The 26,089-nt window shown below is 68.4% G+C and carries 21 protein-coding genes and 1 riboswitch; of the genes, 7 read left to right on the top strand and 14 right to left on the bottom strand.

The window, feature by feature from the left end; all coding sequences use genetic code 11:
* Positions 1-3: 3 nt before the first annotated feature.
* The 13 genes from CQ045_RS00440 to CQ045_RS00380 all read right to left on the bottom strand — a co-directional run bounded on the left by CQ045_RS00440 (position 4) and on the right by CQ045_RS00380 (position 16,337).
* Entirely contained in the window at positions 4-567 is a 564-nt protein-coding gene (locus CQ045_RS00440) for a PH domain-containing protein (RefSeq protein WP_105720739.1), read from the bottom strand.
* Positions 567-2,297: an ABC transporter ATP-binding protein gene (locus CQ045_RS00435; RefSeq protein WP_105720738.1), complete on the bottom strand. Its 1,731-nt coding sequence runs from the start codon at positions 2,295-2,297 to the stop codon at positions 567-569. Before CQ045_RS00435 ends, CQ045_RS00440 begins: the two co-directional genes overlap by 1 nt.
* Positions 2,294-3,247 (bottom strand): ABC transporter permease, encoded by a 954-nt coding sequence (locus CQ045_RS00430; protein WP_105720737.1) that lies wholly within the window; start codon positions 3,245-3,247, stop codon positions 2,294-2,296. Before CQ045_RS00430 ends, CQ045_RS00435 begins: the two co-directional genes overlap by 4 nt.
* Positions 3,237-4,166, bottom strand: a complete 930-nt coding sequence (locus CQ045_RS00425) for an ABC transporter permease (protein WP_105720736.1) — start codon at positions 4,164-4,166, stop codon at positions 3,237-3,239. Before CQ045_RS00425 ends, CQ045_RS00430 begins: the two co-directional genes overlap by 11 nt.
* A 78-nt stretch (positions 4,167-4,244) precedes the next feature.
* A complete protein-coding gene (locus CQ045_RS00420) occupies positions 4,245-5,870 on the bottom strand; it encodes an ABC transporter substrate-binding protein (RefSeq protein WP_105720735.1) in 1,626 nt (541 codons plus the stop codon).
* Positions 5,871-6,088: 218 nt separating this feature from the next.
* Positions 6,089-8,929, bottom strand: a complete 2,841-nt coding sequence (gene gcvP / locus CQ045_RS00415) for an aminomethyl-transferring glycine dehydrogenase (RefSeq protein ID WP_374955009.1) — start codon at positions 8,927-8,929, stop codon at positions 6,089-6,091.
* 61 nt (positions 8,930-8,990) lie between these two features.
* On the bottom strand, positions 8,991-9,368 hold the full coding sequence (gene gcvH, locus CQ045_RS00410; protein WP_105720733.1) for a glycine cleavage system protein GcvH: 378 nt from the start codon (positions 9,366-9,368) through the stop codon (positions 8,991-8,993).
* Positions 9,365-10,567, bottom strand: coding sequence for a glycine cleavage system aminomethyltransferase GcvT (locus CQ045_RS00405; protein WP_105720732.1), 1,203 nt, complete (start codon positions 10,565-10,567; stop codon positions 9,365-9,367). Before CQ045_RS00405 ends, gcvH begins: the two co-directional genes overlap by 4 nt.
* Positions 10,568-10,720: 153 nt before the next feature.
* A riboswitch (glycine riboswitch) is annotated at positions 10,721-10,815 on the bottom strand.
* A 99-nt stretch (positions 10,816-10,914) separates the two neighbouring features.
* On the bottom strand, positions 10,915-11,796 hold the full coding sequence (locus CQ045_RS00400; RefSeq protein WP_105720731.1) for an ABC transporter ATP-binding protein: 882 nt from the start codon (positions 11,794-11,796) through the stop codon (positions 10,915-10,917).
* Positions 11,793-12,644: an ABC transporter ATP-binding protein gene (locus CQ045_RS00395; protein ID WP_105720730.1), complete on the bottom strand. Its 852-nt coding sequence runs from the start codon at positions 12,642-12,644 to the stop codon at positions 11,793-11,795. The genes CQ045_RS00400 and CQ045_RS00395 overlap by 4 nt, the downstream gene beginning before the upstream one ends.
* A complete protein-coding gene (locus CQ045_RS00390) occupies positions 12,641-13,618 on the bottom strand; it encodes an ABC transporter permease (protein ID WP_105720729.1) in 978 nt (325 codons plus the stop codon). The genes CQ045_RS00395 and CQ045_RS00390 overlap by 4 nt, the downstream gene beginning before the upstream one ends.
* Positions 13,611-14,606 (bottom strand): ABC transporter permease, encoded by a 996-nt coding sequence (locus CQ045_RS00385; protein WP_105720728.1) that lies wholly within the window; start codon positions 14,604-14,606, stop codon positions 13,611-13,613. Before CQ045_RS00385 ends, CQ045_RS00390 begins: the two co-directional genes overlap by 8 nt.
* 42 nt (positions 14,607-14,648) lie before the next feature.
* Positions 14,649-16,337, bottom strand: coding sequence for an ABC transporter substrate-binding protein (locus CQ045_RS00380; RefSeq protein ID WP_105720727.1), 1,689 nt, complete (start codon positions 16,335-16,337; stop codon positions 14,649-14,651).
* Between the two features lie 270 nt (positions 16,338-16,607).
* On the opposite strand from CQ045_RS00380, the gene CQ045_RS00375 reads away from it, so the two are divergent.
* From CQ045_RS00375 to CQ045_RS00345, 7 genes are read left to right on the top strand one after another with little or no spacing between them, the layout of a single operon-like run.
* Positions 16,608-17,324 carry an NUDIX domain-containing protein gene (locus CQ045_RS00375; protein WP_105720726.1) on the top strand — a complete coding sequence of 239 codons (717 nt, stop codon included), beginning with the start codon at positions 16,608-16,610 and terminating at the stop codon, positions 17,322-17,324.
* Complete coding sequence (gene nadA / locus CQ045_RS00370; protein ID WP_105720725.1) at positions 17,321-18,658, top strand: quinolinate synthase NadA; 1,338 nt, start codon at positions 17,321-17,323, stop codon at positions 18,656-18,658. The genes CQ045_RS00375 and nadA overlap by 4 nt, the downstream gene beginning before the upstream one ends.
* Complete coding sequence (gene nadB / locus CQ045_RS00365; RefSeq protein WP_105720724.1) at positions 18,655-20,202, top strand: L-aspartate oxidase; 1,548 nt, start codon at positions 18,655-18,657, stop codon at positions 20,200-20,202. The genes nadA and nadB overlap by 4 nt, the downstream gene beginning before the upstream one ends.
* On the top strand, positions 20,202-21,053 hold the full coding sequence (gene nadC, locus CQ045_RS00360; RefSeq protein WP_105720723.1) for a carboxylating nicotinate-nucleotide diphosphorylase: 852 nt from the start codon (positions 20,202-20,204) through the stop codon (positions 21,051-21,053). Before nadB ends, nadC begins: the two co-directional genes overlap by 1 nt.
* A 5-nt stretch (positions 21,054-21,058) precedes the next feature.
* The gene (locus tag CQ045_RS00355; RefSeq protein WP_105720722.1) at positions 21,059-22,195 is read left to right on the top strand and encodes a cysteine desulfurase family protein; all 1,137 of its coding nucleotides are present in this window, start codon (positions 21,059-21,061) and stop codon (positions 22,193-22,195) included.
* A 22-nt stretch (positions 22,196-22,217) separates the two neighbouring features.
* The gene (locus tag CQ045_RS00350; RefSeq protein WP_105720721.1) at positions 22,218-23,165 is read left to right on the top strand and encodes a glycosyltransferase family 2 protein; all 948 of its coding nucleotides are present in this window, start codon (positions 22,218-22,220) and stop codon (positions 23,163-23,165) included.
* A 25-nt stretch (positions 23,166-23,190) separates the two neighbouring features.
* On the top strand, positions 23,191-23,973 hold the full coding sequence (locus tag CQ045_RS00345) for an SDR family NAD(P)-dependent oxidoreductase (RefSeq protein ID WP_258130827.1): 783 nt from the start codon (positions 23,191-23,193) through the stop codon (positions 23,971-23,973).
* Positions 23,974-23,989: 16 nt separating this feature from the next.
* On the opposite strand, the gene CQ045_RS00340 is transcribed toward CQ045_RS00345, so the two are convergent.
* Complete coding sequence (locus tag CQ045_RS00340) at positions 23,990-26,047, bottom strand: ABC transporter ATP-binding protein (RefSeq protein ID WP_105721319.1); 2,058 nt, start codon at positions 26,045-26,047, stop codon at positions 23,990-23,992.
* Positions 26,048-26,089: the final 42 nt, after the last annotated feature.

The following is a 26,089-nucleotide window of genomic DNA, read 5'->3' as shown; positions in this document are numbered from 1 at the left end:
CGCTCAGCCCGCGTTCGCGATGAGGATCGCGAGGACAGCCCACACGACGATCACGACCAGCGCTATCGTCGCAGGACGGTCCCAGCTGCGGCGGATCGGGGCATCGGCCGTGTCCGGCGCCGCCTGCCACCGTTCTTCGATCTCGGTGAGGGCGCGGATGCCGGCAGGCACCTTCTCCTCCGCGTCGCCGCGCGACGGCATCCGGACCGGACCGGCCTTGGCAGGACCGCCGTAGCAGGAGAGATCCTTGCCGTCGTCGAGGGAGAAGACCAGCTGCCAGCGCAGGTCGACGGCGCGCACGCGCTGCCATCCGAACTCGATGCGCCGGAGGAGGTTCTGGACGGTGACTCCGTCATCGTCGATGCGCACGGAGGATGCGAACGAGTTCACGTACACGAGCCAGAGCACCAGCAGCACCCACGGCGCCAGGAGCAGCATCTGGCCCCAACCGGCGCGCAGGACGGCATCGCCCAGCAGGAACAGGGCCAGCGCGGCCCCGATCACCAGAGCGGCGGGGCCGGAGGGCGCGCGGAACGTCCGCACGCCCTCCGACCTGTCGTCGGTCATCACTCTCGATGACCGCCGAGGGCGATCGATGCGCCGGGGATCGCCTGGAGCAGACGCTCCGTGTACTCCTCCTGCGGGTTCGCGAAGATGTCGTCGACCGTGCCGTGCTCGACGACGCGCCCCTGCTCCATCACGCAGACCCGATCCGCGATCACTCGCACGACCGCGAGGTCGTGGGTGATGAACAGATACGTCAGGTCGAGCTCGGACTGGAGTTCGGCGAGCAGATTCAGCACCTGTGCCTGCACCAGCACGTCCAGCGCCGACACGGCCTCGTCGAGGACGACGATCTCCGGCTTGAGCGCGAGGGCCCTGGCGATGGCGACGCGCTGACGCTGACCGCCCGAGAGCTCATTCGGATACCGCTCCGCCACGCTCGACGGCAGCGCCACCTGGTCGAGCACCTCGAGGACGCGCTTGCGACGCGAGGCGGTGTCGCCGACACCGTGCACCCGCAGCGGCTCCGCCACCGTGTTGCCGATGTTGTGGAGCGGATCCAGAGACCCGTACGGGTCCTGGAACACCGGCTGCATCTGGCGACGCAGCGCCTGGAGCTCGGGCCGCGAGAGCGTGTCGGTGTCCCGACCGTTCACGAGGATCGATCCCGACGTCTTCGTCTCCAGCCGCAGCAGCATCTTGGCGGCGGTCGACTTGCCGGAACCCGATTCGCCCACGATCGCCATCGTGGAGCCCTTGGGCACCTGGAACGACATCTTGTCGACCGCCGTGAAGTCACTGGAGCGGAAGCCGTTCCCCCGGATGCGGTAGACCTTCGTCACATCGCGGAACTCGATGACCGGCTCAGCGGGGACGACCTCGGTATGGGCGATCGACGCGAGGTCGACCGTCCCCGTGGCCTCCGTGAGCACCTCGGCGAGAGGGTCCACCTCTCCGGACACCGCGGTCTGGATGCGCTTCGACGCCAGGCTCGGCGCCGCTGCGACCAGTCGCTGCGTGTACGGATGCTGCGGATTCTGGAGGATCTCGAGCGCAGGGCCCGACTCCACGATGCGTCCGCGGTGCATCACGACGAGGTTCTCCGCCCGCTCCGCGGCGAGGCCGAGGTCGTGGGTGATGAACAGGACCGCGGTGTTGCGCTCCTTCGTGAGGGTGTCGAGGTGATCGAGGATCCGCTTCTGCACGGTGACGTCGAGCGCGCTGGTGGGCTCGTCGGCGATGAGCAGCTTCGGATCGGACGACAGCCCGATGCCGATGAGCACCCGCTGACGCATGCCGCCGGAGAACTCGTGCGGGAATTGCCGAAGACGCCGATCGGCATCCGCCAGTCCCGCCTCCTTCAGCACCTGGATCGCCTGCTTGCGTGCGGCCTTGCGTCCATCGGCCTGCCCGTTGGCGAGGATGGTCTCCTCGACCTGGAAGCCGATGCGATGCACGGGGTTGAGGCTGTTCATCGGGTCCTGGGGAACCAGGCCGATGAGGTTGCCGCGCACATGCTCGATCTCGGAGCGTCCGAGTTTCGTCAGGTCGCGACCCTCGAACTTGACGGCGCCACCCGTGACCTTCCCGCTGCCGGGCAGCAGGTTGATGATCGCGTGCGCGGTCGTCGACTTGCCCGAACCGGACTCACCGACGATCGCCATCGTCTCGCCCGGGTAGATGTCGAAGCTGACGCCGCGGACCGCAGGGACGAAGCCGTCCTGTGTCTTGAACGCGACCTCGAGGTTCTCGACCGAGAGCAGGGGGACGTCGGGGTTGTAGTCGGCGGTCATCGCAGTGCCCTCGCCTTCGGGTCGAGCGCATCTCGCACCGTCTCGCCGAGCATGATGAACGACAGCACGGTGAGGGAGAGAGCGATCGACGGATAGATCAGGGGCATCGGGTCGGTGCGCAGACGGATCTGCGCCTGCGCGATGTCATTGCCCCAGGAGATGAACGAAGGCGGCAGGCCGACGCCCAGGAAGGACAAGGTCGCCTCCGCTGTGATGGCGGCAGCCAGACCCACGGTGCTCAGCACGATCACCGGGGCGATCGAGTTCGGCATGACGTGCGAGAACATCGTCCGCACCCGGGAGACCCCGAGCGCCTCGGATGCCATCACGTAGTCCGCGGAGCGCACGCGCAGGATCTCGGCGCGCAGGATGCGCGCCACCGCCGGCCATCCGAAGAAGCCGATGGCGAGGGAGACCACGAGGATGTTCCGGTTGTCCAGGAACATCGACATGATCACGACCGCGGCCAGCACGTAGGGGATCGCGAAGAACATGTCGCCGATGCGCATGAGCAGCGAGTCGATCCAGCCTCCGAAGAAGCCGGCGAACGCGCCGATCACGATTCCCATGGCGGCGATGATGATCGTCACCAGGATGCCGACGGACAGCGAGGTGCCCGCCCCGTGCACGACGCGCGAGTACACGTCGCAGCCCTGGAAGTTGAACCCGAACGGATGCCCCTCACGAGGACCGGCGTTCGAGTCGGACAGCGAGCAGGCGAACGGGTCGACCGGAGCGAACAGATCGGGGAACGAGGCGACGATGACCAGGATCACGACGAAGACGCCGGCGGTCCAGAACATCCAGCGACCACGGAGGTCGCGCCACGCATCGAGCCACAGGTTGCTCTTGCGCTCACTGACGCGGACGGCGTCGACGGCACCGAGGCCGCCCTCGTCGGACTCGGCCACATAATGCGCCATGCGGCGGACGGACGGCTTATCGGACATAGCGGATCCTCGGGTCGAGCACACCGTAGAGCAGGTCGATGAACAGGTTGACCAGGACGTAGATCACGACGAGCACCGTGACGATCGAGACGATCTCCGGTCCGTCGTGCTGGTTGATGGCCTTGAAGAGCTCATTGCCGATACCGGGCACGTTGAACACACCCTCGGTGACGGTGGCACCGACGATCAGGATGCCGAAGTCGGCAGCGAGGTTCGTCGTGACGGGAATGAGCGAGTTGCGCAGCACGTGCACCGGGATGACGCGCCGCGTGGGGAGGCCCTTGCCGAACGCCATCCGCACGAAGTCCTGCTGCCGCGTCTCGATGACCGAGTTGCGGGTGAGCCGGACGACGTAGGCGAAGTTCAGCGCCGCGAGCACGATCGCCGGGAGTATCAGATCCGACCAGGGCGCGCCTCTGCCCACCGTCGGGCGGAACAGATGCAGTTCGATGGCGAGGAAGTACTGCGCGATGAAGGCCAGGACGAACACCGGGATCGAGATGAGCAGGAGGCTCACCAGCATCGAGGCGTGGTCGAACAGGCTGTTCTTGCGCAGACCGGAGATGAGACCGACGACCACTCCGAAGAGCAGCTGGATGACGATCGCGAGCAGGGCGAGACGCAGAGTCACCGGGAACTTCGCCGCGAGGATCTCGTTGACGCTCTGGCCGCGGAAGGTCGTGCCGAGGTCGCCTCGGAACAGGTCGCCGAGGTAGATCAGGTAGCGCGTGAAGAACGGCTGGTCCAGGTGGTACTGGGCCTGGAGGGCGGCGTACTGCGCGTCGGTCGGTGTCTTGTCACCGAACAGAGCGAGGATCGGGTCGCCGGGAAGCAGGAAGACCATCGAGAAGATCAGGAAGGTCGCCCCGAGGAAGACGGGTATCGCCTGGAGCAGGCGACGGATGATGTAGGCAGTCATAGCGCGAACCGAACCGCGCCGTGCGGGGCGACGCTGACGCATCGCCCCGCACGGCGGGTTCAGATCAGAGCGGGAGTGTTACTCGCCGGCCTTGGTGATCTCGTACACGATCGGCCAGCTGTCCCAGCCGTACTCGACGTTGTCGACGAGCGTGGAGAAACCGGCATTGGTCGAGCGGTACCAGAGGGGCAGGACGGGCAGGTCCTTGAACAGGACCTCCTGTGCCTGCTCGAAGAGCTTATTGCCCTCCTCGACGGACGGTGCCGTGGAACCTTCCTGCACGAGCTTGTCGTACTCGGCGTTCGCGTAGTCGCCGTCGTTGGAACCGGCACCCGTGATGAACAGCGCGCCCAGGATGTTGTAGGCACCCGGGTAGTCGAACTGCCAGCCCGAACGCGTCGCGGCGTTCAGCGAGCGGTTCTTGATCTCCTCGCGGAGCGTCGCCAGGTCGGGGAAGGACTGACCGGCGGCGTCGATGCCCAGCGTGTTCTTGATCTGGTTGGAGACCGCGTCGACCCACGGCTGGTGTCCGCCGTCGGCGTTGTACGCGATGGTGAACGTGCCGCTCCACGGGGAGATGGCGTCGGCCTGAGCCCACAGGTCCTTCGCCTTGGCGGCGTCGGCGTGCGTGACCTCGGAGCCGGCGATCTCGTCGTTCCAGCCCGCGATGACCGGCGAGGTGTAGTCGACGGCCGGCGTACGGGTGCCCTCGAAGATCACGTCGGTGATCTCCTCGCGGTCGATCGCGTACGAGATGGCCTGACGACGCAGGTTGCCCTCTTCGTCGTTGCCGAAGTGTGCGAGACGCGCGGGGATGGTCAGACCCTCCCAGATCGCGGCCGGCTGGTCGACGGCACGGTCGCCCAGGTCATCCTTGTACGTGGCCAGAGCCGTCGGCGGCACGCCGGGGTTGATCACGTCGAGGTTGTCCGAGAGCAGGTCGGTGTAAGCGGCCTCGGCGGTGGCGTAGCTGACGAGGTCGACCCCGCCGTTCTGCGCCTTACGGGGACCGTCGTAGCTCTCGTTCGGAAGCAGCGAGATCACGGAGTCGTGCTCCCACTTGTCCAGGACGTACGGGCCGTTTCCGACGGGAGCCTGGCCGAAGGCCTCGGGGTCCTCGAAGAACGACTCGGGCAGCGGTGCGAACACCTGGTAGCCGAGCGTGGTCGGGAAGTCCGACTGCGGGGCGGCGAGCTCGACGGTGAAGGTCGTGTCGTCGACGACCTCGAGCGCGAGGGAGTCTTCCTTCACGGCGTCGGCGCTGTAGCCGGAGAAGTTCGCGAACCACCACTGGTTCTCGAAGGCGGGGTCGGACGCCGCGTACTGCCACGCCTCGACGAAGGAGTCAGCGGTCACGGGGGTGCCGTCGCTGAACTCCTCGCCTTCCTTGATCTTGATGGTCCAGGTCTGGTTGTCGTCCGACTCGATCGAGTCGGCGAGGTCGTTGGCGAGTGCGCCATCGGCTTCGTAGTAGACCAGCCCGGCGAAGATGTTCTGCAGAACGAGTCCGCCGCCGACCTCGTTGGTCACGGCCGGGAGGAGCGGGTTCTGGGGCTCGTTGCTCTGAACCGTGACGATTCCGGTCGACGCTTCGCCGCCTTCTTCGCCACTGCCGTTGTCGCCGCCGGATGCGCAGCCGGCGAGAGCGATCGCGCCGACGGCAAGCAGAGCGGTGCCCGCGAGGGCAGTCCTGTTTCTTTTCACTTTTCGTCCTCCTGTGGACAGTGCTGAGTCTGCACGCTCACCATCGAGCACGCAGGGATACCTGAGCGTAACCCGCGGCTTCGCGAGCGCCGTCCTCAGCTAACGAACTGTTACTGAGTGGTGATCATCCGAAACATCTGCGAAACACAGGGAAACGCGACCGGCGCCGGGCCTCCTGCACGGAAGCGCGGCGCCGGTTGCGCAGACGAGCACGCAGCTCAGGCGAAAGCCTCCACGGGCGGGCAGGCGCACACGAGGTTGCGGTCACCGTAGGCCTGGTCGATCCGGCGCACCGGAGGCCAGTACTTGCCGGCGATCAGGCTGTGCACGGGGTACGCGGCATCCTCTCGGGAGTATGCGTGGCTCCACTCCCCCGCGATCAGGGAGACCGCGGTGTGCGGTGCGTGCACCAGCGGGTTGTCCTCGGCGGGCCAGCGTCCTGCCGCCACCGCGTCGGCCTCCGCCTTGATCATGATCATCGCCTCGATGAAGCGCTCGATCTCGTCGAGGTCCTCCGACTCCGTCGGCTCGACCATCAACGTGCCGGCGACCGGGAACGACATGGTCGGCGCGTGGAACCCGTAGTCGATGAGGCGCTTGGCGACGTCGTCGACGGTGATGCCGGTGGCCTCCTTGAGCGGACGCAGGTCGAGGATGCACTCGTGCGCCACCCGGCCGTTCTCGCCGGTGTACAGCACCGGGAAGTGTGCGCTCAGGCGCTCGGCGATGTAGTTCGCCGAGAGCACGGCCGCTGCGGTTGCCCGTCGCAGTCCGTCGGGGCCCATCATGCGCACGTAGGCCCACGAGATCGGCAGGATGCCCGCGGATCCGTAGGGCGCGGCCGAGATGACTCCGCCGTCGAACGTGTGGCCGCCGAAGTGCTCGGCCCTCTGCGCGAGCGGGTGCGAGGGCAGGAACGGGGCGAGATGCGCCTTCGCCGCAACGGGCCCGACACCGGGACCGCCGCCGCCGTGCGGGATGGCGAACGTCTTGTGCAGGTTGAGGTGCGAGACGTCGCCGCCGAGGTCTCCGAAGCGCGCGTAGCCGAGCAGGGCGTTGAGGTTCGCGCCGTCGACGTAGACCTGCCCGCCCGCGCCGTGCACGGCGGACGTGATCTCCACGACCTGCTCCTCGTACACGCCGTGCGTGGAGGGGTAGGTGATCATCAGGGCCGAGAGCACGTCAGCATGCTGGGCGATCTTCGCGCGCAGGTCGTCGAGGTCGACGTTGCCGAGCTCGTCGGTCGCGACGACGACGACCTTCATGCCGGCGAGCACCGCGGATGCCGCGTTCGTGCCGTGCGCCGACGACGGGATCAGGCACACCGTGCGGTGCTCGTCGCCGTTCGCGTGGTGGTAGCCGCGGATCGCGAGCAGGCCGGCGAGCTCGCCCTGCGAACCCGCGTTCGGCTGCAGGGAGACGGCGTCGTACCCGGTGACCTCGGCGAGCCAGCCCTCGAGCTGATCGATGAGCTCCAGGTAGCCCGCCACGTCTGCCGCCGGCGCGAACGGGTGGATGCCGGCGAACTCCGGCCACGTGATGGCTGCCATCTCGGTGGCCGCATTGAGCTTCATCGTGCAGGAGCCCAGCGGGATCATGCCGCGATCGAGTGCGTAGTCGCGGTCGGAGAGGCTCTTCAGATACCGCATCATGGCGGTCTCGCTCCGGTGCGAGTGGAAGACGGGATGCGTGAGGTAGTCGTCCTGGCGGTGCAGAGCCTCGGGCAGTGCGTTCGAGCCGTCGGCGAAGCCGAACACCCGCTCCTGCGCACCGCCGAAGACCATCGCGACCTGGTGCAGCTCGGTCACCGTGGTCGTCTCGTCGACCGAGATCCCGATCGTGTCGGCGTCCGCGACGCGAAGCAGGATGCCGTAGCCGTCACGCGCCTGCGCGGCGAACTCGGCCGCGCGTCCGGGAACCCGAACGGTGAGGGTGTCGAAGAACGAATCGTGCACGACCTGGGCACCCGCCTCGGCCAGCCAGTCGCGCAGCAGCGCGGCCTTCGTCGCCGCCTCCGACGCGATCGCACGGAGCCCGTCGGGACCGTGGTACACCGCGTACATCGACGCCATGACGGCCAGCAGCACCTGGGCGGTGCAGATGTTCGAGGTCGCCTTCTCGCGGCGGATGTGCTGCTCGCGCGTCTGCAGCGAGAGTCGGTACGCCGGCTTCCCGTCGGCGTCCATCGAGACGCCGACGAGTCGCCCGGGGAGCTGGCGCTCGAGGCCGGCGCGGACCGCCATGTAGCCGGCGTGCGGGCCGCCGAAGCCCATCGGGACTCCGAACCGCTGCGTGGTGCCGACCGCGACGTCTGCACCGAGCGAACCGGGCGATGCGATCAGTGTGAGGGCGAGCAGATCGGCAGAGGCGACGGCGAGACCGCCGGCGAGGTGAGCCGCGTCGAAGACGGCGGACGGGTCCCAGACCCGCCCCGATGCGCCGGGGTACTGCACGAAGACGCCGAACAGCTCGGCGGGCAGCTCCTCGCCCGCGGCGAAGTCGACCGAGGCGAGCTCGATGCCCAGGGCTTCCGCACGGGTGGCGAGCATGGCCCTGGTCTGCGGGAGCGCATCCGAGTCGACCGCGAACACGTTGGACCCGGACTTCGAGGCGCGCCGAGCGAGCAGCATGCCCTCGACGACGGCCGTCGACTCGTCGAGCATCGACGCGTTGGCCGTGGTGAGCCCGGTGAGCTCGGCGACCATGGTCTGGAAGTTGATGAGCGCCTCCAGGCGCCCCTGCGAGATCTCCGGCTGGTACGGCGTGTACGCGGTGTACCAGGAGGGATTCTCCAGCACGTTGCGCTGGATCACCTGCGGGGTGATGGTGCCGTGGTAGCCGAGGCCGATCATCGGTCGGTTCACCGTGTTGCGCGAGGCGAGCGTCCGCAGCTCGGCGAGAGCCTCGGTCTCACTCGCCGCGGCCGGGATGCGCGAGGACACGGCATCCGTCGACGGTCCGGTGTAGATCGATGCGGGCACGGCCTGGCGCATCAGCGCTTCGACGGAGCTCAGCGCATCACCCGCCGCGGAGGCGTCAATGCCGAGCGCACGGAGCATCGTGTGCTGGGCGGCGTCCGTGGGTCCGATGTGACGATCGGCGAAAGTGACCACTGGTGGATCAGCCCTCCGTGAGTGCGACGTAGGCGTCGCGGTCGAGCAGTCCGTCGAGCGCGCCGGCTGCGACGCTGACCTTGAGCAGCCATCCGCCCTCGAACGGCGCCGCGTTGACGAGCGACGGGTCGTCGACGGCGGCGTCGTTGATCTCGACGACGGTGCCGGTGACGGGGGCGTAGAGCTCACCGACCGACTTGGTCGATTCGATCTCGCCGACGACCGCCCCTGCGGTGATCTCGGTGCCGACGGCGGGGAGCTCGACGAACACCACGTCGCCCAGTTTCTCGGCGGCGTAATCGGTGATGCCGATGGTCACGGTGTCGCCGTCGGCGGCGATCCACTCGTGCTCTTCGGTGTAGCTGAGGGCTGCGAGGTCGGTCATTTGGTCCTCCGGTAGAAAGGCAGGGCGGTCACGGTCGCGGGGATCCTGGTCCCCCGCACATCAAGGAATACTTCGGTTCCCTCCTCGGCGGAAGAAGGATGCACGTAGGCCATCGCGATCGGATGACCGAGGGTCGGGCTCAGAGCGCCGCTGGTGATCTCTCCGAGAGCCGCTCCGTCGGCGTCAACGACGGCATACCCGGCGCGTCCGGCCCGCTTGCCCTCGGCGACGAGCCCGACCAGGACGGGGACTTCGGATGCTCCGCCAGACTCGGCAGCGGTGGAGAGTGCCTCCTTGCCGACGAACTGCTCCTTGGCGGTCACGACGACGCGACCGAGGCCCGCCTGCGCCGGCAGAGTCTCGAGGCTCAGCTCGTGCCCGTAGAGGGGCATCCCCGCCTCGAGGCGCAGGGTGTCGCGCGCGGCGAGGCCGGCCGGGACGAGACCGTGGGGTTCGCCGGCTGCGAGCAGCTCATCCCAGAGGGCGGCCGCGTCGTCGGTCGAGACGAGAAGCTCGAAGCCGTCTTCCCCGGTGTACCCGGTGCGGGCGAGGACCAGCGGCTTGCCGGCGAAGTTCGCCGACGCCCAGGCGTAGTACTTCTGCTCGGCCCAGGGGATGCTGACATCGGTGATGGCGCCTGTCGCTGCGAGGATGGCCTCGGCGTTCGGACCCTGCACGGCCATGAGCGCGAAGGAGTCGGACACGTCTTCGACGTCGACTCCTCGATCCCCGAGGAAGCCGGCGAAGCTGCGCTCCTCGCCCGGCGCGCGCGGGGGAAGCTCGCGCTCGATGAGCGATGGGAAGTCACGGACGCGCCTCGCGAACGCCGAATCGACGAAGCCCCGATTGCCGGCGTTCGCGATCACCAGGTAGCGGTCCTCGGCCAGCCGGTACGCGATGACATCGTCGACGATGCCCCCGTTCTCCGCGAGCATCAGCGAGTACTTCGCCTTACCGACGGGCATCGCCGAGATGCGGCCGGCGAGAGCGTAATCGAGGAAGGCTGCTGCCGACTCACCGGTCACCAGGAACTCCGCCATGTGCGAGATGTCGAAGATGCCGGCGGTCCGGCGCACTGCGTGGTGCTCGGCGAGGTCGGAGGTGTAGCGCACCGGCATCTGCCAGCCGCCGAAGTCGGTGAACGATGCACCGAGCGCCTCATGGCGTTCGCGCAGCGGGGTGTAGCGGGGGTCGGACATGGAGTTCTCCCGGGCTGTGTCGGGCGGAACGGCGGCGGCGCCGCTCCTCGGAACTCCCCCTCTGTCATGGGCCTGAGAGCTTCACCCGTGCGCAGAGGCGGGGCTTTCACCGTCGGCGGATCCGCACGAGGCGGGATCGCTTTTCAGAGTGGCCGGAACCGCGCGGTACGCGTACCTGAGAGATTGGCGGGGAGGCTTGCTCCTTCGGTGCCCGGCTGCGTTCGCCGGGGCTCTCCCGCGTGGGTCATTCGGCCTGTCTTCAGTTGTGGTCTCAGTGTAGCGGGTGCCTTCCCCCGTTCCGGGGCCGGCACCGCGACGGGGGCGAACGGGATGGACGGGCGAGCCCGTCAGTGCGCGATGCCGAGTTCGGTGCGGACTTCGTCGCGGAGGCGGCCGAGGTTGTCGGGTTCGGGTGCGGCTCCGAGGAGTGTCTTGGTGTAGTCGTGTTGCGGGTTGAGGATGACCTCGTCTGCGGGTCCGCGTTCGACGACGTCGCCCTTGTAGAGCACCATGATCTCATCGGAGAAGTGGCGGGCCGTGGCCAGGTCGTGCGTGATGTAGAGCACGCCGAGGTTCTCCTCGCGCTGCAGGTCCGCGAGCAGGTTCAACACCCCGAGCCGGATCGACACGTCCAACATCGACACCGGCTCGTCCGCGACGATGAACCGCGCCCCCGGCGCCAACGCCCGCGCGATCGCGACACGCTGACGCTGCCCGCCCGACAACTCGTGCGGGCGCCGTTCGGCGTAAGACTCCCCCGGCGTCAACCGCACCCGCTCCAGGAGTTCCACCGCCCGCTCGCGCACCTGCCCGCCGTTGAGTTCCGGGTGATGCAGACGGATCGGCCGCTCCAGATGATGCACGATCGTGTGGAACGGGTTCAACGACGCGAACGGGTCCTGGAACACCATCTGCACATCCGCGCGATACCGCCCCAGCGCCCGCCCCCGAGTCCCCGACGGTTTCCCGTCCAACAAGATCTCCCCACTGGTGGGGGTCTCCAGTTTCATCAGCATCCGCGCGATCGTCGACTTCCCCGACCCCGACTCCCCCACCAGAGCGACCGTCTTACCCGCCTCGAGCGTGAACGACACATCCTTCACCGCATGCAGAACGCTCGTGCGGAACCCGGACCGCAAATGGAAGTCCTTCACCAGATTCCGCGCCTCCAACCGCGCCGGCTCCGGCACGCCCGTCCCGGTCACGGTGGTGGTCGTGTGAGTGCTCATCGGACGCCCTCCTGGCTGACACCGGTGCGGACGAAGTCGCCCCGCTCACCCTTGAGCGACGGGAAGCTCGACAACAACCGTTTCGTGTACTCGTGCTGCGGAGACCGATAGATCTCCTCCGCCGTCCCCTCCTCCACGATCTGCCCCTGCAACATGATCGCGATCCGATCACTGATCTCGATCAACATCGGCAGATCATGCGTGATGAAGATCACCGCGAACCCCAACTTCTCCCGCAACCGCATGATCTCCCGGATGATCCCCCGCTGCACCACCACATCCAACGCCGTCGTCGGCTCATCCATGATCATCACCTGCGGATCCAACGCCAGAGCCATCGCGATCATCATCCGCTGCCGCATCCCACCCGAAAGCTCATGCGGGAAACTCGTCAGACGGACAGGGTCCACACCGACCAAAGACAACAACTCCTCCGCCCGCGCCGTCTTCGCCTTCTTACTCATACCGGGTCGATGCGTGTCGAAGATGTCGAAGATCTGCGCCTTCACACTGATCACCGGATTCAACGAGTTCATCGCCCCCTGGAACACCATCGAGATCTTGTCCCACCGGAACGCCCGCAAACCCTCCCCACCCAAACCCACGACATCAATGTCATGACCATCCCGGTCATGGAACACGATCTCCCCACCCGTCATCAACGCCGGCGCCTTCAACAACCGATTCATCCCATACGCCAGAGTCGTCTTCCCACACCCCGACTCCCCCGCCAACCCCAGAATCTCCCCCCGATGCAACGTCAACGACACATCACGCACCGCCCTCACCGGCGGATCCACCTCATACTCGATCGACACATTCCGCGCCGACAACACCGGCTCACTCATGCGGTGACCCCCTTGGTCTTCGCGGCCTTGCGCACACGGCGCGCGGCGTCGGGTGCGTTGCGCAGTTTCGGGTTGATGACCTCGTCGATCGCGAAGTTGATCAGCGCGAGTCCCGCACCCAGCAGGGCGATCATCAACCCCGGCGGGATGAACCACCACCATGCTCCGCGTCCGAGAGCCTGGCCCGACTGCGCGTCATTGAGGATGGTCCCCCAGGTGATCGAGTCGGTCGGCCCGAGTCCGAGATACGACAGCCCCGCCTCGCCCAGGATCGCGAAGATGAGCGCGAAGAGGAACTGCGCGGTGAGCAGCGGAAGCAGATTGGGCATGATCTCGACGAGGATCACTCGGAACGACCGCTCGCCCGCGACCTTCGCCGCATAGACGTAGTCGCGGGTGCGCAGCGAGCGCGTCTGCAGCCGCAGCACGTAGGCGGCGCCCGCCCAGGACGTGATGCCCAGGAAGATGGCGACGAGCTGCCAGGTGCGCTGAGGCACGAAGGAGGCGATCACCATCACGAGCGGCAGGCCGGGGATCACGATCATGACGTTCGTGATGAGGGCGAGCCCGTCTTCCCGCCAGCCGCCGAGATAGCCGGCCAGCACGCCGAACAGGAGCGAGAGCACGATGGCGATCGAACTGGCGACGATGCCGACCATCAGGGACCCCTGAGCACCGATCGCCAACTGTGCGAACACGTCGTTGCCGAGCTTCGTCGTGCCGAGCCAGTGCTCGGCCGACGGCGGCTGCAGCGCCGGGTTCGCCGTGCTGCGCGGATTCTGCGTGAAGAAGGGCGCGATGATCGCGAAGAGCACGATCGCGAGGACCAGGATCGATCCCACGATGAACTTCGGCGAGGTGCTCGGGAGGATGCGGCGGCGCCTGCGTCCCTGCTGCGTCGCCAGCGAGATCGTGCTGGCCGGCGCCGTGATGGGCGGTTCCTGTGTCAGGAGCGGGTTCTTCGTGTCAGACATTCTGGCGAGCCCTCGGGTCGATGAAGCCATAGACGAGGTCCATGAAGAAGTTGGCGGCGAGCACCGTGATCGTGATGACGAGGAAGAGTCCCTGCATCAGTGCGTAGTCGTTGTTGGTGACGGCCTGGAACATCAGCTTGCCGATACCCGGGTAGGTGAACACCTGCTCCATGACGATGGAGCCGGCGACCACGAAGCCGAGCGTGATCGAGAAGCCCGCGATCGACGGGATCGCCGCGTTGCGTGCCGCGTAGGTGGTGAGGATGCGACGGGGCCGCAGTCCCTTCGCCTCGGCGGTGAGCACGTAGTCCTCGGCGAGCGTGGAGACCATCATGTTGCGCATCCCGAACATCCACCCGCCGACCGAGCTGATCACGATCGTGACCGCCGGGAGGAACGCGTGCGCCACGGCGTCGCTGAAGAAGGCCCAGGTCGGCTCGGGGCCATCCGGGAAGTCGAAGACGTCGTAGCCCCCGAAGATCGGGAACCAGCCCAGGCCCACCGCGAACACGGCGACCAGGATCAGAGCCATCCAGAAGTACGGGATCGACTGCAGGACGGTGGTCGCGGGGATCAGGTGATCGACCCAGGTTCCGCGCTTCCATCCCGCCCAGGCGCCGAGCAGGACTCCGAGGACGAAGGAGATGACGGTCGCCGTGCCGACGAGGATCAGCGTCCAGGGCAGTGCCGCGGCGATCAGCTCCGTCACGGGTGTGGGGAACTTGGTGACCGAGACCCCGAGGTCTCCCTGGAACATCCGCCCCCAGTACGCCAGGTACTGGTCCCAGAGCGACGAGTCGTCGCCACCGAGCAGGAGCTTGATGTTGCGGATGGTGGTCTCGGAGACATCACCGCCGGCCCGCTGCATCTTGGCGATCATGATGTCCGCCGGGTTCCCCGGCATGAGCCGGGGAAGAAGGAAGTTGATGGAGATCGCGGCCCAGAGCGTGAACGCGTAGAACCCGATTCTTCGTGCATAGAACTTCATGTCACAGTTTCCTGACTTCCTTCTTCCCCGACTCCTCTCCGCTTACTTGGCCGGCTGCAGCTGCGTCAGGACGTACCCTGCCGCGATCGCGCCCCAGGACGGCGGGAAGGCGTAGAGGTCGTCCTCGGTCGGCCAGCCCGTGTAGTCCTGCGTGTTGTAGAAGGTCTGCGTCGCGTTGACGACGAGCGGGATGTAGGGCAGGTCACGGACGATCTCGGTCTGGATCGTCGCGTACAGCTCCTTCTTCGTCGCTTCGTCGTTCGTGCTGACCGCGGCCTGGATGGCGGCGTCGACCGTCGGGTTGCTGTAGCGGCTGAAGTTCCAGCGACCGGCGGGGATCTCGGTGCCGACCGGGCTCGTGGACTCGACGGCGGTGCCGCCGAACCAGTCGCGGTAGATCTGGAACGGGTCCGCGACGGAGGTGCCGATGACACCGCCGACGATCAGCTGGTAGTCGCCGCCCTGACGCGAGTCGGAGAACTCCTGCCACTGCACGGTCGACGTCGTGATCTTGATGCCGGCCGCCTCCGCCTGCTCGGCGATCAGCTTCGCGGCGTCGTTGTAGTCGGTCCAGCCGTCGACCGAGGTGAGCGTCAGCTCGACCGGCACGCCGCCCTTCTCGTAGATGCCGCTCGAGCCCTTCGTGTAGCCGGCGGCCTCGAGGATCGACTCGGCCTCCGCCACGTTCGCCTCCTGCGGGCTGACGGCGTTCGCGGGGTCCGCGAGCCACTTCTCGTCACGCGGGAGCAGCGTGTAGGCGGGCGAGATGTCGCCCGTCATGCCGACGAACGCCTTGTCCTTGATGGTGGCGCGGTCGATCGCGACGTTGAGCGCCTGGCGCACGGCCACATCGGTCTGCGGTCCGGTGCACCCGAGCTCGGCGTTGGAGCAGGTGTACAGCACCGTCGGGTCCTGCGGCGTGTTGATCCAGTCGATCTTGCCGTTGGAGGTCACGTCGTCCGGGTTCGGGATGAACATGCCCGCCCAGTCGAGCTTGCCGGCGGCGAGCAGGTCCTGTGCGGTCTGGTTGTTGTCGACCGCGATGTACTGCACCTTCTTGATGCCGAGCTTGTCCGCATCGCGGAAGTTCTCGTTCGCGACGAGGGTGTACGACTCGCTCGTGGTCTTGTCGACGACGTAGGCGCCGGATCCGACCGGCTCCTCGTTCTCGAAGTTCGCGAAGTCGGTGACATCGGCCCAGATGTGCTCGGGGAGGATGTAGGTCGAGCCGAGGCGCTGGAACTCGGTCGTGTACTGCGCCGACGAATAGGTCAGGACAACCGTGGTGTCGTCGGTGGCCTCCGCCGAGACGAGACCGTTGCCCTCGGGGTTGTTGGCTTCGTAGTTGAAGGAGAACGCCACGTCCTCGGCGGTGAGCGGCTCACCGTCGCTCCACTTGAGGTCGGGCTTGATGGTGATGGTGATCACCGTGCCGTCCTCGTTGTACTCGAACGAGTCGCCGATCAGGCCGATGGGCTCGGAGTCCGCCGTCTTGTTGTAGAAGAACAGCGGCTCGTAGATCGGTCCGAGCGCGCCATGGAGCACGGTCGGCGCGAAGGGGTTGTAGTTCGCGGTGATCGGGGTCTGGCTGCCGGCCCAGACTCGCAGGGCCCGGTCGCCGTCGGCGTTGCCGCTGTCGCTGCCGCCGCCGCAGGCGGTGAGGCCCAGGGCGAGGACGGATGCTCCGGCAACCGCGGTGAGCGCAATCTTGCGCCTTCCGTTACGGATCATTTCTGTTGTTTCCTCTCGGTGCTGCACTGCAGGAGGGATCGCCCCGGATGGGGCAGAACCCCGGGTGATGGGGTTCGTGGACCCCCGGAGATGACCGGAGGGTCACGCTCGAGGGGTTTGTTAGGACAGTAACCTAACAAACCCTGCCTCGGTGGACAAGACTCCCTCCGCTCCCCAGATAACGTTTCGGACTCAACGCCGATTCGCGTCATCTGCGCGCACTAAGGGTCTCGATGACACTAAGATCGTCCAGGAGAGGATAAGGTACTAATGACTCAAAGCAAGGGCATCCGGGTCGCCGTCTCGACGGTCATCCTGACGCTGCGACGCACGGAAGAAGGGCGCGCGCTCCTCGCCCTGCCCCTCGTGCTGCGCACGCGTGAGCCCTTCTCAGAGCAGTGGGCGCTCCCCGGCGGTTGGCTCACGCCCGCCGAATCGCCCGTCGACGCCGCGGCGCGCACGCTCGCCGAGACGACGGGCCTCGCCCCCAGCTACCTGGAACAGCTCTACGCCTTCGGGGCGGTCGACCGCTCCCCCACCCGCGTCGTGTCGATCGTGTACTGGGCACTTCTGCGGCAGGACGACGTGAGAGCGCAGAGCGCCGCCCACCGCGCATCCGGTCACGCTCCGGAGAACGTGCGGTGGTTCGACATCGACGAGCTGCCGCAGCTGGCGTTCGATCACGCCCAGATCATCGAGTACGCCCTGTGGCGGCTGCGCAACAAAGTCGGCTACAGCCGGGTCGCCCAGGGCTTCCTCCCTGAGGAGTTCACGCTCGCCGAGCTGCGAGAGGCGTACGAGTCGATCCTCGGGCGGAGCCTCGATCCCGCCAACTTCCGCCGCCAGGTCGAGGCCGCGGGCAACCTGCTCCCCACCGATCGCTTCCGCACCGGAAGCCACCGCCCTGCACGTCTGTACCGCGACAACACCGATGTCGAGCTGGCCGATCGCGGCCCGCTCGGTCCCGAAGAAACGAGCACCCGATGAGCATCACCTTCGTACCCGCTCCCGCCGTCCCGCCGCTGGATGCCTCGGTCGACCACGCGATCCAGGCGATCGTCAGCGGAGCGTCGACCGACGCCACCTGCGCCACCGACCTCGCCGCGGGCCCCTGGGACTTCGACGCACGACCGGGCTACGGGCCGGGTTCATCGATGGGCGACGTCATCCCGACGGGCTCTCCGCGTCAGGGCGAGCTTCCCGCTGCGTATCGGGAGGCCGGCGAGGACGAGCTCGATGAGCGCATCCGCGCGGCGAAGGCGACGCTCGGAGACCGCGTCGTGATCCTGGGCCACTTCTACCAGCGCGAAGAGGTCGTGCAGCACGCGGACTACGTCGGCGACTCGTTCCAGCTCGCGACCGCGGCGAAGGGCCGCGCGGATGCGGAGGCGATCGTGTTCTGCGGCGTGCACTTCATGGCCGAGACCGCCGACCTGCTCTCCGGTCCGGAGCAGGCCGTCATCCTGCCCAACCTCGCCGCCGGATGCTCCATGGCCGACATGGCCGACATCGACCAGGTCGAGGAGTGCTGGGAGCAGCTCGCCGAGGTGCTCGGAGACCTCGACACCCCCGATACCGAGGGGCGCGTCCCCGTGATCCCCGTCACGTACATGAACTCCTCGGCGGCGATCAAGGGCTTCGTCGGGCGGCACGGCGGGATCGTGTGCACCTCGTCCAACGCGCAGACCGTCCTCGAGTGGGCGTTCGAGCGCGGACAGCGCGTGCTGTTCTTCCCCGACCAGCACCTCGGACGCAACACGGCGAAGGCGATGGGCGTCCCGCTCGAGCAGATGCCGATGTGGAATCCGCGGCGCCCGCTCGGTGGTTCATCGGCCGCCGAGCTCTCCGACTCCCGCGTGATCCTGTGGCACGGTTTCTGCTCCGTGCACCGACGCTTCACCGTCGGCCAGATCGACCAGGCTCGCGCCGATCACCCCGGTGTGCGGGTCATCGTGCACCCCGAATGCCCGATGGAGGTCGTCGACGCCGCCGATGAAGCCGGCTCCACCGAGTACATCCGACGCGCCATCGATGCGGCGACCGAGCCCACCACCTTCGCCGTCGGCACCGAGATCAACCTGGTGCGACGCCTCGCGGCGCAGTACCCGCAGCACGAGATCTTCTGTCTGGACCCGGTCGTCTGCCCGTGCTCGACGATGTACCGCATCCACCCCGGCTACCTCGCCTGGGTGCTCGAGGAGCTCGTCGCCGGCCGCACGCCGAACCGGATCACGGTGTCCGCCGACGTCGCCGACCCGGCGCGCGTGGCGCTGGAGCGGATGCTGGCGGCGAAGCCGCCGGTGACCGCAGGAGCGCGATGAAGGTCGTCGTCGTCGGATCGGGGATCGCCGGCCTCACCGCGGCGCTCCACGCCCACGAGGCCGGCCACGTCGTGACGATCGTCACCAAGGGCGCTCTCGGCGACGGATGCACCGCGCTCGCGCAGGGCGGCGTCGCCGGGATCTACGGCCCCGACGACTCGGCAGCGCTGCATGCCGCCGACACGATGGATGCCGGTGCCGGGCTCTCCGACCCGGATGCCGTACAGGCTCTCGTCACGGATGCCGCGGCACGGATCGCGGAGCTGATCGCTCGGGGCGTCGCTTTCGACCGGGCACCCGACGGCGCTCTGCAGCTCGGACGCGAGGCCGCGCACCGCCACGCCCGCATCGTGCATGCGGGCGGGGATGCCACGGGGGCCGCGATCTCCGCCGCGCTCGTCGCCGCCGTCCGGCGCACCCCGATCATCGTGGTCGAGGAGGCCCTGCTGACGGATGTGGTCGTCGAGCAGGGCAGGGCGCGCGGAGTTCGCCTGCTGATCGACCGGGCGGATTCCGACCTCGCCGCCGATGCCGTGATCCTCGCGACCGGCGGCGCCGGCCATCTCTACGCGCACACGACGAATCCCCTCGGCACCACCGGCGACGGCATCGCCGCAGCGCTGCGTGCGGGCGCTGCAGTCGCCGATCTGGAGTTCGTCCAGTTCCATCCCACGATCCTCGCGGCAGGACCGGCGTTCCTGATCTCCGAAGCCGTGCGCGGCGAGGGCGCCACACTGATCGACGACGAGGGCCGTCGGTTCGCGTTCGACAGCCATCCGGACGGCGAGCTCGCCCCGCGGGACGTCGTGTCCCGTGCGATCGCACGCCAGGCCGCGGCTCAGGGCTCCCCCGTGCGCCTCGATGCCACGATGCTCGGTGCCGAGACCCTGGCCGCACGATTCCCGACGATCGACCGCGTCACACGGGAGCGCGGATTCGACTGGTCCCGTGAACCCATCCCGGTGACGCCGGCGGCGCACTATTCGATGGGCGGGGTGGTCACCGATCTCGACGGCCGCTCCTCGATCCCCGGACTCTTCGCGGTGGGCGAGGTCGCTCGCACAGGAGTGCACGGTGCCAACCGGCTCGCCTCCAACTCGCTGCTCGAAGGCGCCGTCTTCGGCGCCCGTGCGGCGTCTGCCCTGGCCACGCCCCCTGAAGACGTCGGGCCGCGCGCGTCCGCAGCGCAGCTCCTTCCTCCTCTCGACCGCGCACAGGCGCGACCCGAGCAGGCGACCTCAGGCCCATCCGCGTTCTCGCGTGCGGCGCTGCAGCGGCTGCTGTGGGACGAGGTCGGCCTGCTGCGGACCGACGAGGGACTGTCCCGCGCTCTCGGCAGGCTCCGCGACTGGGCCGCCATCGCCGCCGCGCCGAAGACGATCGCCGAGCACGAAGACGCGAACCTGCTGCTGCTCGCCGAAGCCACGACCCTCGCGGCCCTGAACCGCACCGCTTCGGTCGGCGCCCATCATCGTGTCGATGCGCCGCCGCTCACGGACGCCCCGCCGACACGCGTCCCCTCATCGATCCTGGAGTCCGTCTGATGCTCACCCGCGCCACCCTCACCCGCGTCGTCGGCGCCGCCCTGGAAGAAGACGCCCCGTGGGGCGACCTCACCAGTACGACGCTGCTGCCGGCCGACGCCACGGCCACCGCCGACCTCGTGGCTCGCGAAGCCGGAGTGTTCAGCGGAGGGGACGTCTTCGCCGCCGCCTTCAGCCTCACCGACCCGGAGCTCGCGGTGGACCTGCACGTCGGCGACGGCGATGAGTTCGCGGCGGGCGACGTCCTCGCCTCCGTCTCCGGCTCGGCGCGCAGCATCCTCACCGCCGAGCGGGTCGCCCTGAACTTCTCGCAGCGGATGAGTGGCATCGCGACCCTGACCGCCGCGTATGTCGCCGCGATCGAAGGCACGGGTGCGCGCATCGCCGACACCCGCAAGACGACCCCGGGACTGCGGGCCTTCGAGCGGCATGCCGTCGAGTCCGGCGGCGGCCGCAACCACCGCTACTCGCTGTCCGACGCCGTGATGGCGAAGGACAACCACCTCGCCGTGCTCACGCGCTCCGGACTCGACCTCGCGACCGCACTCCGTGAGGCGCTGTCGCGGCTGCCGCACACGACGCACGTGGTGGTGGAGGTGGACCGTCTCGACCAGATCCCGGCGGTCCTCGACGGGGGTGCGCACACGGTGCTGCTCGACAACTTCTCGCTCGACGACCTGCGCGCGGGCGTCGCCCTGATCGACGGTCGGGCGACGGTCGAAGCTTCCGGGGGCGTGAGCATCGATACCGTCGGGGAGATCGCCCGCACCGGCGTCGACGTGATCTCGGTCGGGGCGCTGACCCACTCCGCGCGCGCCCTCGACCTGGGCCTCGACCTGCGGATCGACTGAACACCGTGCTGTACCTCGACCACGCCGCGACATCCCCGGTTCGGCCGGAGGTGCTGTCGGCGATGGCTCCGTATCTCACGGGCGTCTTCGGAAACCCGTCGAGCCACCACACGGCAGGCGAGGCCGCGGCGAGCGCTCTCGACGATGCCAGGGCTCGGGTCGCGCGGGTCCTCGGGATGCGCACCGGAGACGTGGTGTTCACTGCGGGCGGCACCGAGGCGAACAACCTCGCCGTCAAGGGCATCGTTCTCGCAGCGCTCGAGTCCGGTCGGAAGCACCTCGTGGTGTCGCCGATCGAGCACGAGTCGATCCTGGAGTCCGCGGACTACCTCCGGCGGTTCCACTCGGTCGACGTGACGGCGCCGGCAGTGGACTCGAGAGGTCGGATCTCGCCGGACGCTCTCGCCGCGGCGATCAGGGAGGACACGGCGCTCGTCTCGATCGGACACGCGAACAACGAGATCGGCACGGTCCAGGACGCGGCGGCCCTGGGAGCCGTCACCAGAGCGTCCGGAGTTCCGCTGCACCTCGACGCGGTGCAGTCCGCAGGGTGGCTCCCGCTGCGCGAGCTGGGTGCGGATGCCGTGTCGATCGCCGGGCATAAGCTCGGCGCACCCAAGGGCATCGGTGCTCTGGCCGTGCGCGGGCGGGTGCCCGTCGAGCCTCTGCTGCACGGCGGCGGCCAGGAACGCGGACGACGCTCCGGCACCGAGAACGTCGCCGGAGCCGTGGCACTCGCCACCGCGCTGGAGATGTCCGAGCGGGAACGGGAGGCCGCCGTGGCCGGGGTCGGCTCCGCCACGGCCCGGTTCATCGCCCTGGTCCTGGACGCCGTCCCCGAGGCGGCGCTCACGGGTGATCCCGTCCACCGCCTGCCCGGTACGGCGAGCTTCACCTTCGCCGGTATCAGCGGGGAATCCGTGCTGCTGGAGCTGGAGCGCCGCGGCGTCATCTCGTCCAGCGGCTCCGCCTGCGCCGCGGGCAGCGATGACCCCTCCCATGTGCTGCTGGCCTGCGGGGTGCCTGCCGAAGTGGCTCAGACCTCCGTCCGGTTCACCTTCGGGCGGGAGCCGCTGCCCGAGGATGCACCGGGCCGGCTCGCAGCGCTCGTCACGGAGTCGGTGCGCGCGGCCCGGGGCTGAGCGGCGGCCGTAGACTCGGCTGGTGACTGCATCCGCCCCGATCGTGACGCTGATCGTCCCCGGACGCGACATCGCCGCGTTCGCCCCGGCGGCCCTCGATTCACTGCGTGCGCAGACCGAGACGCGATGGCGCGCGATCCTCATCGACGACGGCTCGACGGATGACACGGGAGTGATCTTCGATGCCGCCGCGACCGCGGATCGACGCTTCTCCGTGATCCGCCACGAGGCGTCGCGCGGCCTGGGCGCCGCTCGGAACGTCGGCCTCGACCTGGTCGACACTCCGTACCTCGGGTTCCTCGACGGCGACGATGAGCTCCGCCCGGCAGCACTCGGCCGCCTCACCGGCACGCTCGAGCAGACCGGAAGCGATTTCGTGGCGGGCGCCTACGTGCGCTCGCGATTGCAGGACGACGTCTACGTCGCCGGTCGCGTGCAACCGTGGGTGGCGGCGGCGACCGCTCCGGAGCGGTTCGGCACCACGCTCGCCGCGCATCCGAACGCGGTGTCCAACATCGTCGCGTGGTCGAAGGTGAGCCGCACCGCGTTCTGGCACGATCTCCGCTTCCCCGAAGGCGTGGCCTACGAGGACCAGGTGGTCGCGCAGCAGATGTACACCCGAGCACATGCCTTCGACGTGATCCCCGACGCCGTCGTCGAGTGGCGACTCCGCGCCGACGGCACCTCGATCACGCAGAGCAAGGCGCAGCTTCCCGTGCTGCGCGACTACCTCGCTGCACTCCGCGGCGGGATCGGCGTGCTGCACGAGGCCGGAGCCCACGCCGCGGTCACCGCACGCCTGGAGCTGATCCTCGCGATGGACGTCGCGCCCCTCCTCGAGATCGCTCGCACCCACATCGATCCCGCGTACGCCGCCGAGGTCCACACGTTCATCGACGAGCTGAGGGCGCTCCCCGAGTTCTCCGATGCCGCCCCCGACCCCGCGATCGCCGCCGCGCTCGCGTGGTGACCCGGAACCCCTGACGAATGGCCCGATGACACGCATGGACGACTACCTTGCATCGCTCTTCTCCCTCGACGGTCGCACCGCGGTCGTGACCGGCGGCAGCTCCGGCATCGGTCGCGGCATCGCCACCGCACTCGCCCGTGCCGGAGCAGCGACCGTGATCGTCGCACGGGGCGAGGAGCGCGTCCGGGAGACGGTCGACGAGCTGCGTGCGCACGGATGCCGCGCTGCCGGTGTCGTCGGCGATCTGAGCACGCGCCCCGGTATCCGCGCCGTCGCCGCAGCCGCAGCCGAGCCCTTCGGGGAGCCCGACATCCTGGTGAACTCCGCAGGCATCAACATCCGCCCGCCGTTCCCGGAGATCACCGAAGACGACTGGGACGCGACGATGACCGTCAACGCTCTCGCGCCGTTCCTGCTCGGCCAGCGCTATGCGCAGGGTATGGCGGAGCGCGGCTACGGCAGGCTGATCCACATCAGCTCCCAGCAGGCCCACCGCGCCTTCGTCGGCAGCGGTGTGTACGGCGCTTCCAAGGGCGCGGTCGAGTCGCTGATGCGCTCCGAAGCCGAGGCATGGGGCGGTACCGGGGTGACGAGCAACACGCTGGTGCCCGGATTCGTGCTCACCCCCCTGAACGCCCGCCTGCAGGAGGACCCCGAGAAGATCGCCGAGCTCGCCGCACGCACGATGATCGGGCGCAACGGTCTGCCGAGCGACTTCGCCGGCGCCGCGGTCTTCCTCGCCGGCGCGGGCTCGAGCTATGTCACCGGCCACTCGCTGTTCGTCGACGGCGGGCTCTCGGTGCACTGAGACCGGATGCCGCCGGTCACGGCTCCGGCGGATAGACCCGCTCGTCCGGACGAGGCTCGGCGAGCAGCGGCACCGCGGCGGTGATGGCCGCGACGGCGTCGGCCCCCGCGGAGTCGACGGGCGCCCGATCGGCACGGCGGTCTGCCAGCGCGGGGCGTGCCCCACCGGTCACGGCCTCTTCCACGGCCGCCTCGGTATCGAGCACACGCGACGCCGCGACCTGCTGGGCCGCGAGCTCGGCGTACAGCCCACCCAGGGCGAGGAGCTCGGGATGGGTGCCCGACTCGACGATGCGACCCGCCTCGATGACGTGGATGACGTCGGCGCCCATGACCGTCGAGAGCCGGTGCGCGATCGACAGGGTCGTGCGTCCTTTCGCCGCCTCGTCGAGCGCCTCCTGGACCACGCGCTCCGACACCGTGTCCAGCGCCGAGGTGGCCTCGTCGAGCAGCAGCACGGGAGGATCCTTCAGCAGCACGCGGGCGATCGCGATGCGCTGCTTCTCGCCGCCGGAGAGCCGGTAGCCTCGCTCGCCGACCACCGTGTCATAGCCGTGCTCGAACCCGGCGATGATGTGGTGGATGTTCGCCGCCGTGCACGCCGCGATCAGCTCTTCCTCGGTCGCATCCGGCTTGGCGTAGCGGAGATTCTCGCGGACGGTGGCGTGGAACAGGTAGGTCTCCTGCGAGACGATCCCGACGTGGTCGATGATCGACTCCTGCGTGAGCGCACGCACGTCGGCGCCGGCGAACAGCACGGCCCCGCCCTTGGCTTCGTAGAGACGCGGCGCCAGATACAGGATCGTGGTCTTGCCCGCGCCCGAGGGGCCGACGAACGCGACGTGCTGCCCGGGCTCCGCGACGAACGACACGCCGTCCAGCGTCGGGCGAGCGTCCACCGAGGCATCCGGGTAGCGGAAGACCACGTCTGCGAACTCGATGCGTCCGCGGGGTCCCGGCGCTTCGTCGACCGTGATCGCCTCCGGCGCGTCCTCGATCTCCGGGACGAGGTCGAGGTACTCGAAGATGCGCGCGAACAGCGCCGACGACGTCTGCAGGTCGAGGGAGACCCGCATGAGTCCCATCAACGGCATCAGCAGTCGCGCCTGCACCGTGGTGAAGGCGACGACCGTTCCTGCGGTGATCGCACCGGTGCCCCCGGCGATCAGATAGCCCGAGACGAGGTAGATGACCGCCGGCACGCTGGCCATCAGCACCTGGACCACCGCGAAGAAGCCCTGACCGCTCATCGCCCTGCGCACCTGCAGCGTGACCTGGTTGCGGTTCTCCGCCTGGTAGCGCTCCGACTCCGTGCGCTGACGGTTGAACGCCTTCGACAGCAGCATCCCCGAGACGCTCAGCGTCTCCTGCGTGATCGAGGTGAGCTCGGAGAGCGACTCCTGCGTCTCCCCCGCGATCCGAGCGCGGACCTGTCCTACCCGACGCTGGACGAAGATCAGGAACGGCATCATGATCACCGCGATCAGCGTCAGGCGCCAGTCGATCAGGATCATCGCGACGAGAGAGGCGATGACCGTGACCACGTTGCCGAGGATGCTCGTGACGGTGTTGGTCAGCACTCCGGAGACGCCGCCGACGTCGTTCTGCAGGCGGGATTGGATCACCCCGGTCTTGGTGCGCGTGAAGAATCCGAGCTCCATCGCCTGGAGATGCTCGAAGAGCCGCACCCGCAGATCGCCCGTGACGCTGTTTCCGACGGTGGAGGTCAGCCAGGTCTGCGCCACACCGAGCACCGCGGATATCAGGAAGAGCCCGACCATCCCGGCGACGAGCCAGGCGAGCAGCTCGAGGTGCGGTCCTCCCCCGGCGACGGGGAACAGCGCGTCGTCGAAGATGCGCTGGACGATCAGCGGCGGGATGACGGCGATCGCGGCGCCGACGACGACGAGGATCCCCGTGAAGAAGATGCGCCACCGATAGGCGCGGAACAGAGAGACCACACGCGCGCCGAGGCCGCTGATCCGTGGCGCCTCGGCGTTCAGCTTCCGCTGCGCGTCCTCGTCGACGCCGCGGAAACCGCCGCCCCGTCCTCCGCCACCCATGCCGCCGCCCATGCTCATGGCGCCAGCGTACTCAGCCGCGAGGACATCCTTGAC

Source organism: Microbacterium sp. MYb66 (assembly GCF_002979435.1).
In the GTDB taxonomy this organism is placed as follows: Bacteria; Actinomycetota; Actinomycetes; order Actinomycetales; family Microbacteriaceae; genus Microbacterium.
This window is presented reverse-complemented; position numbering and strand designations above follow the sequence as displayed.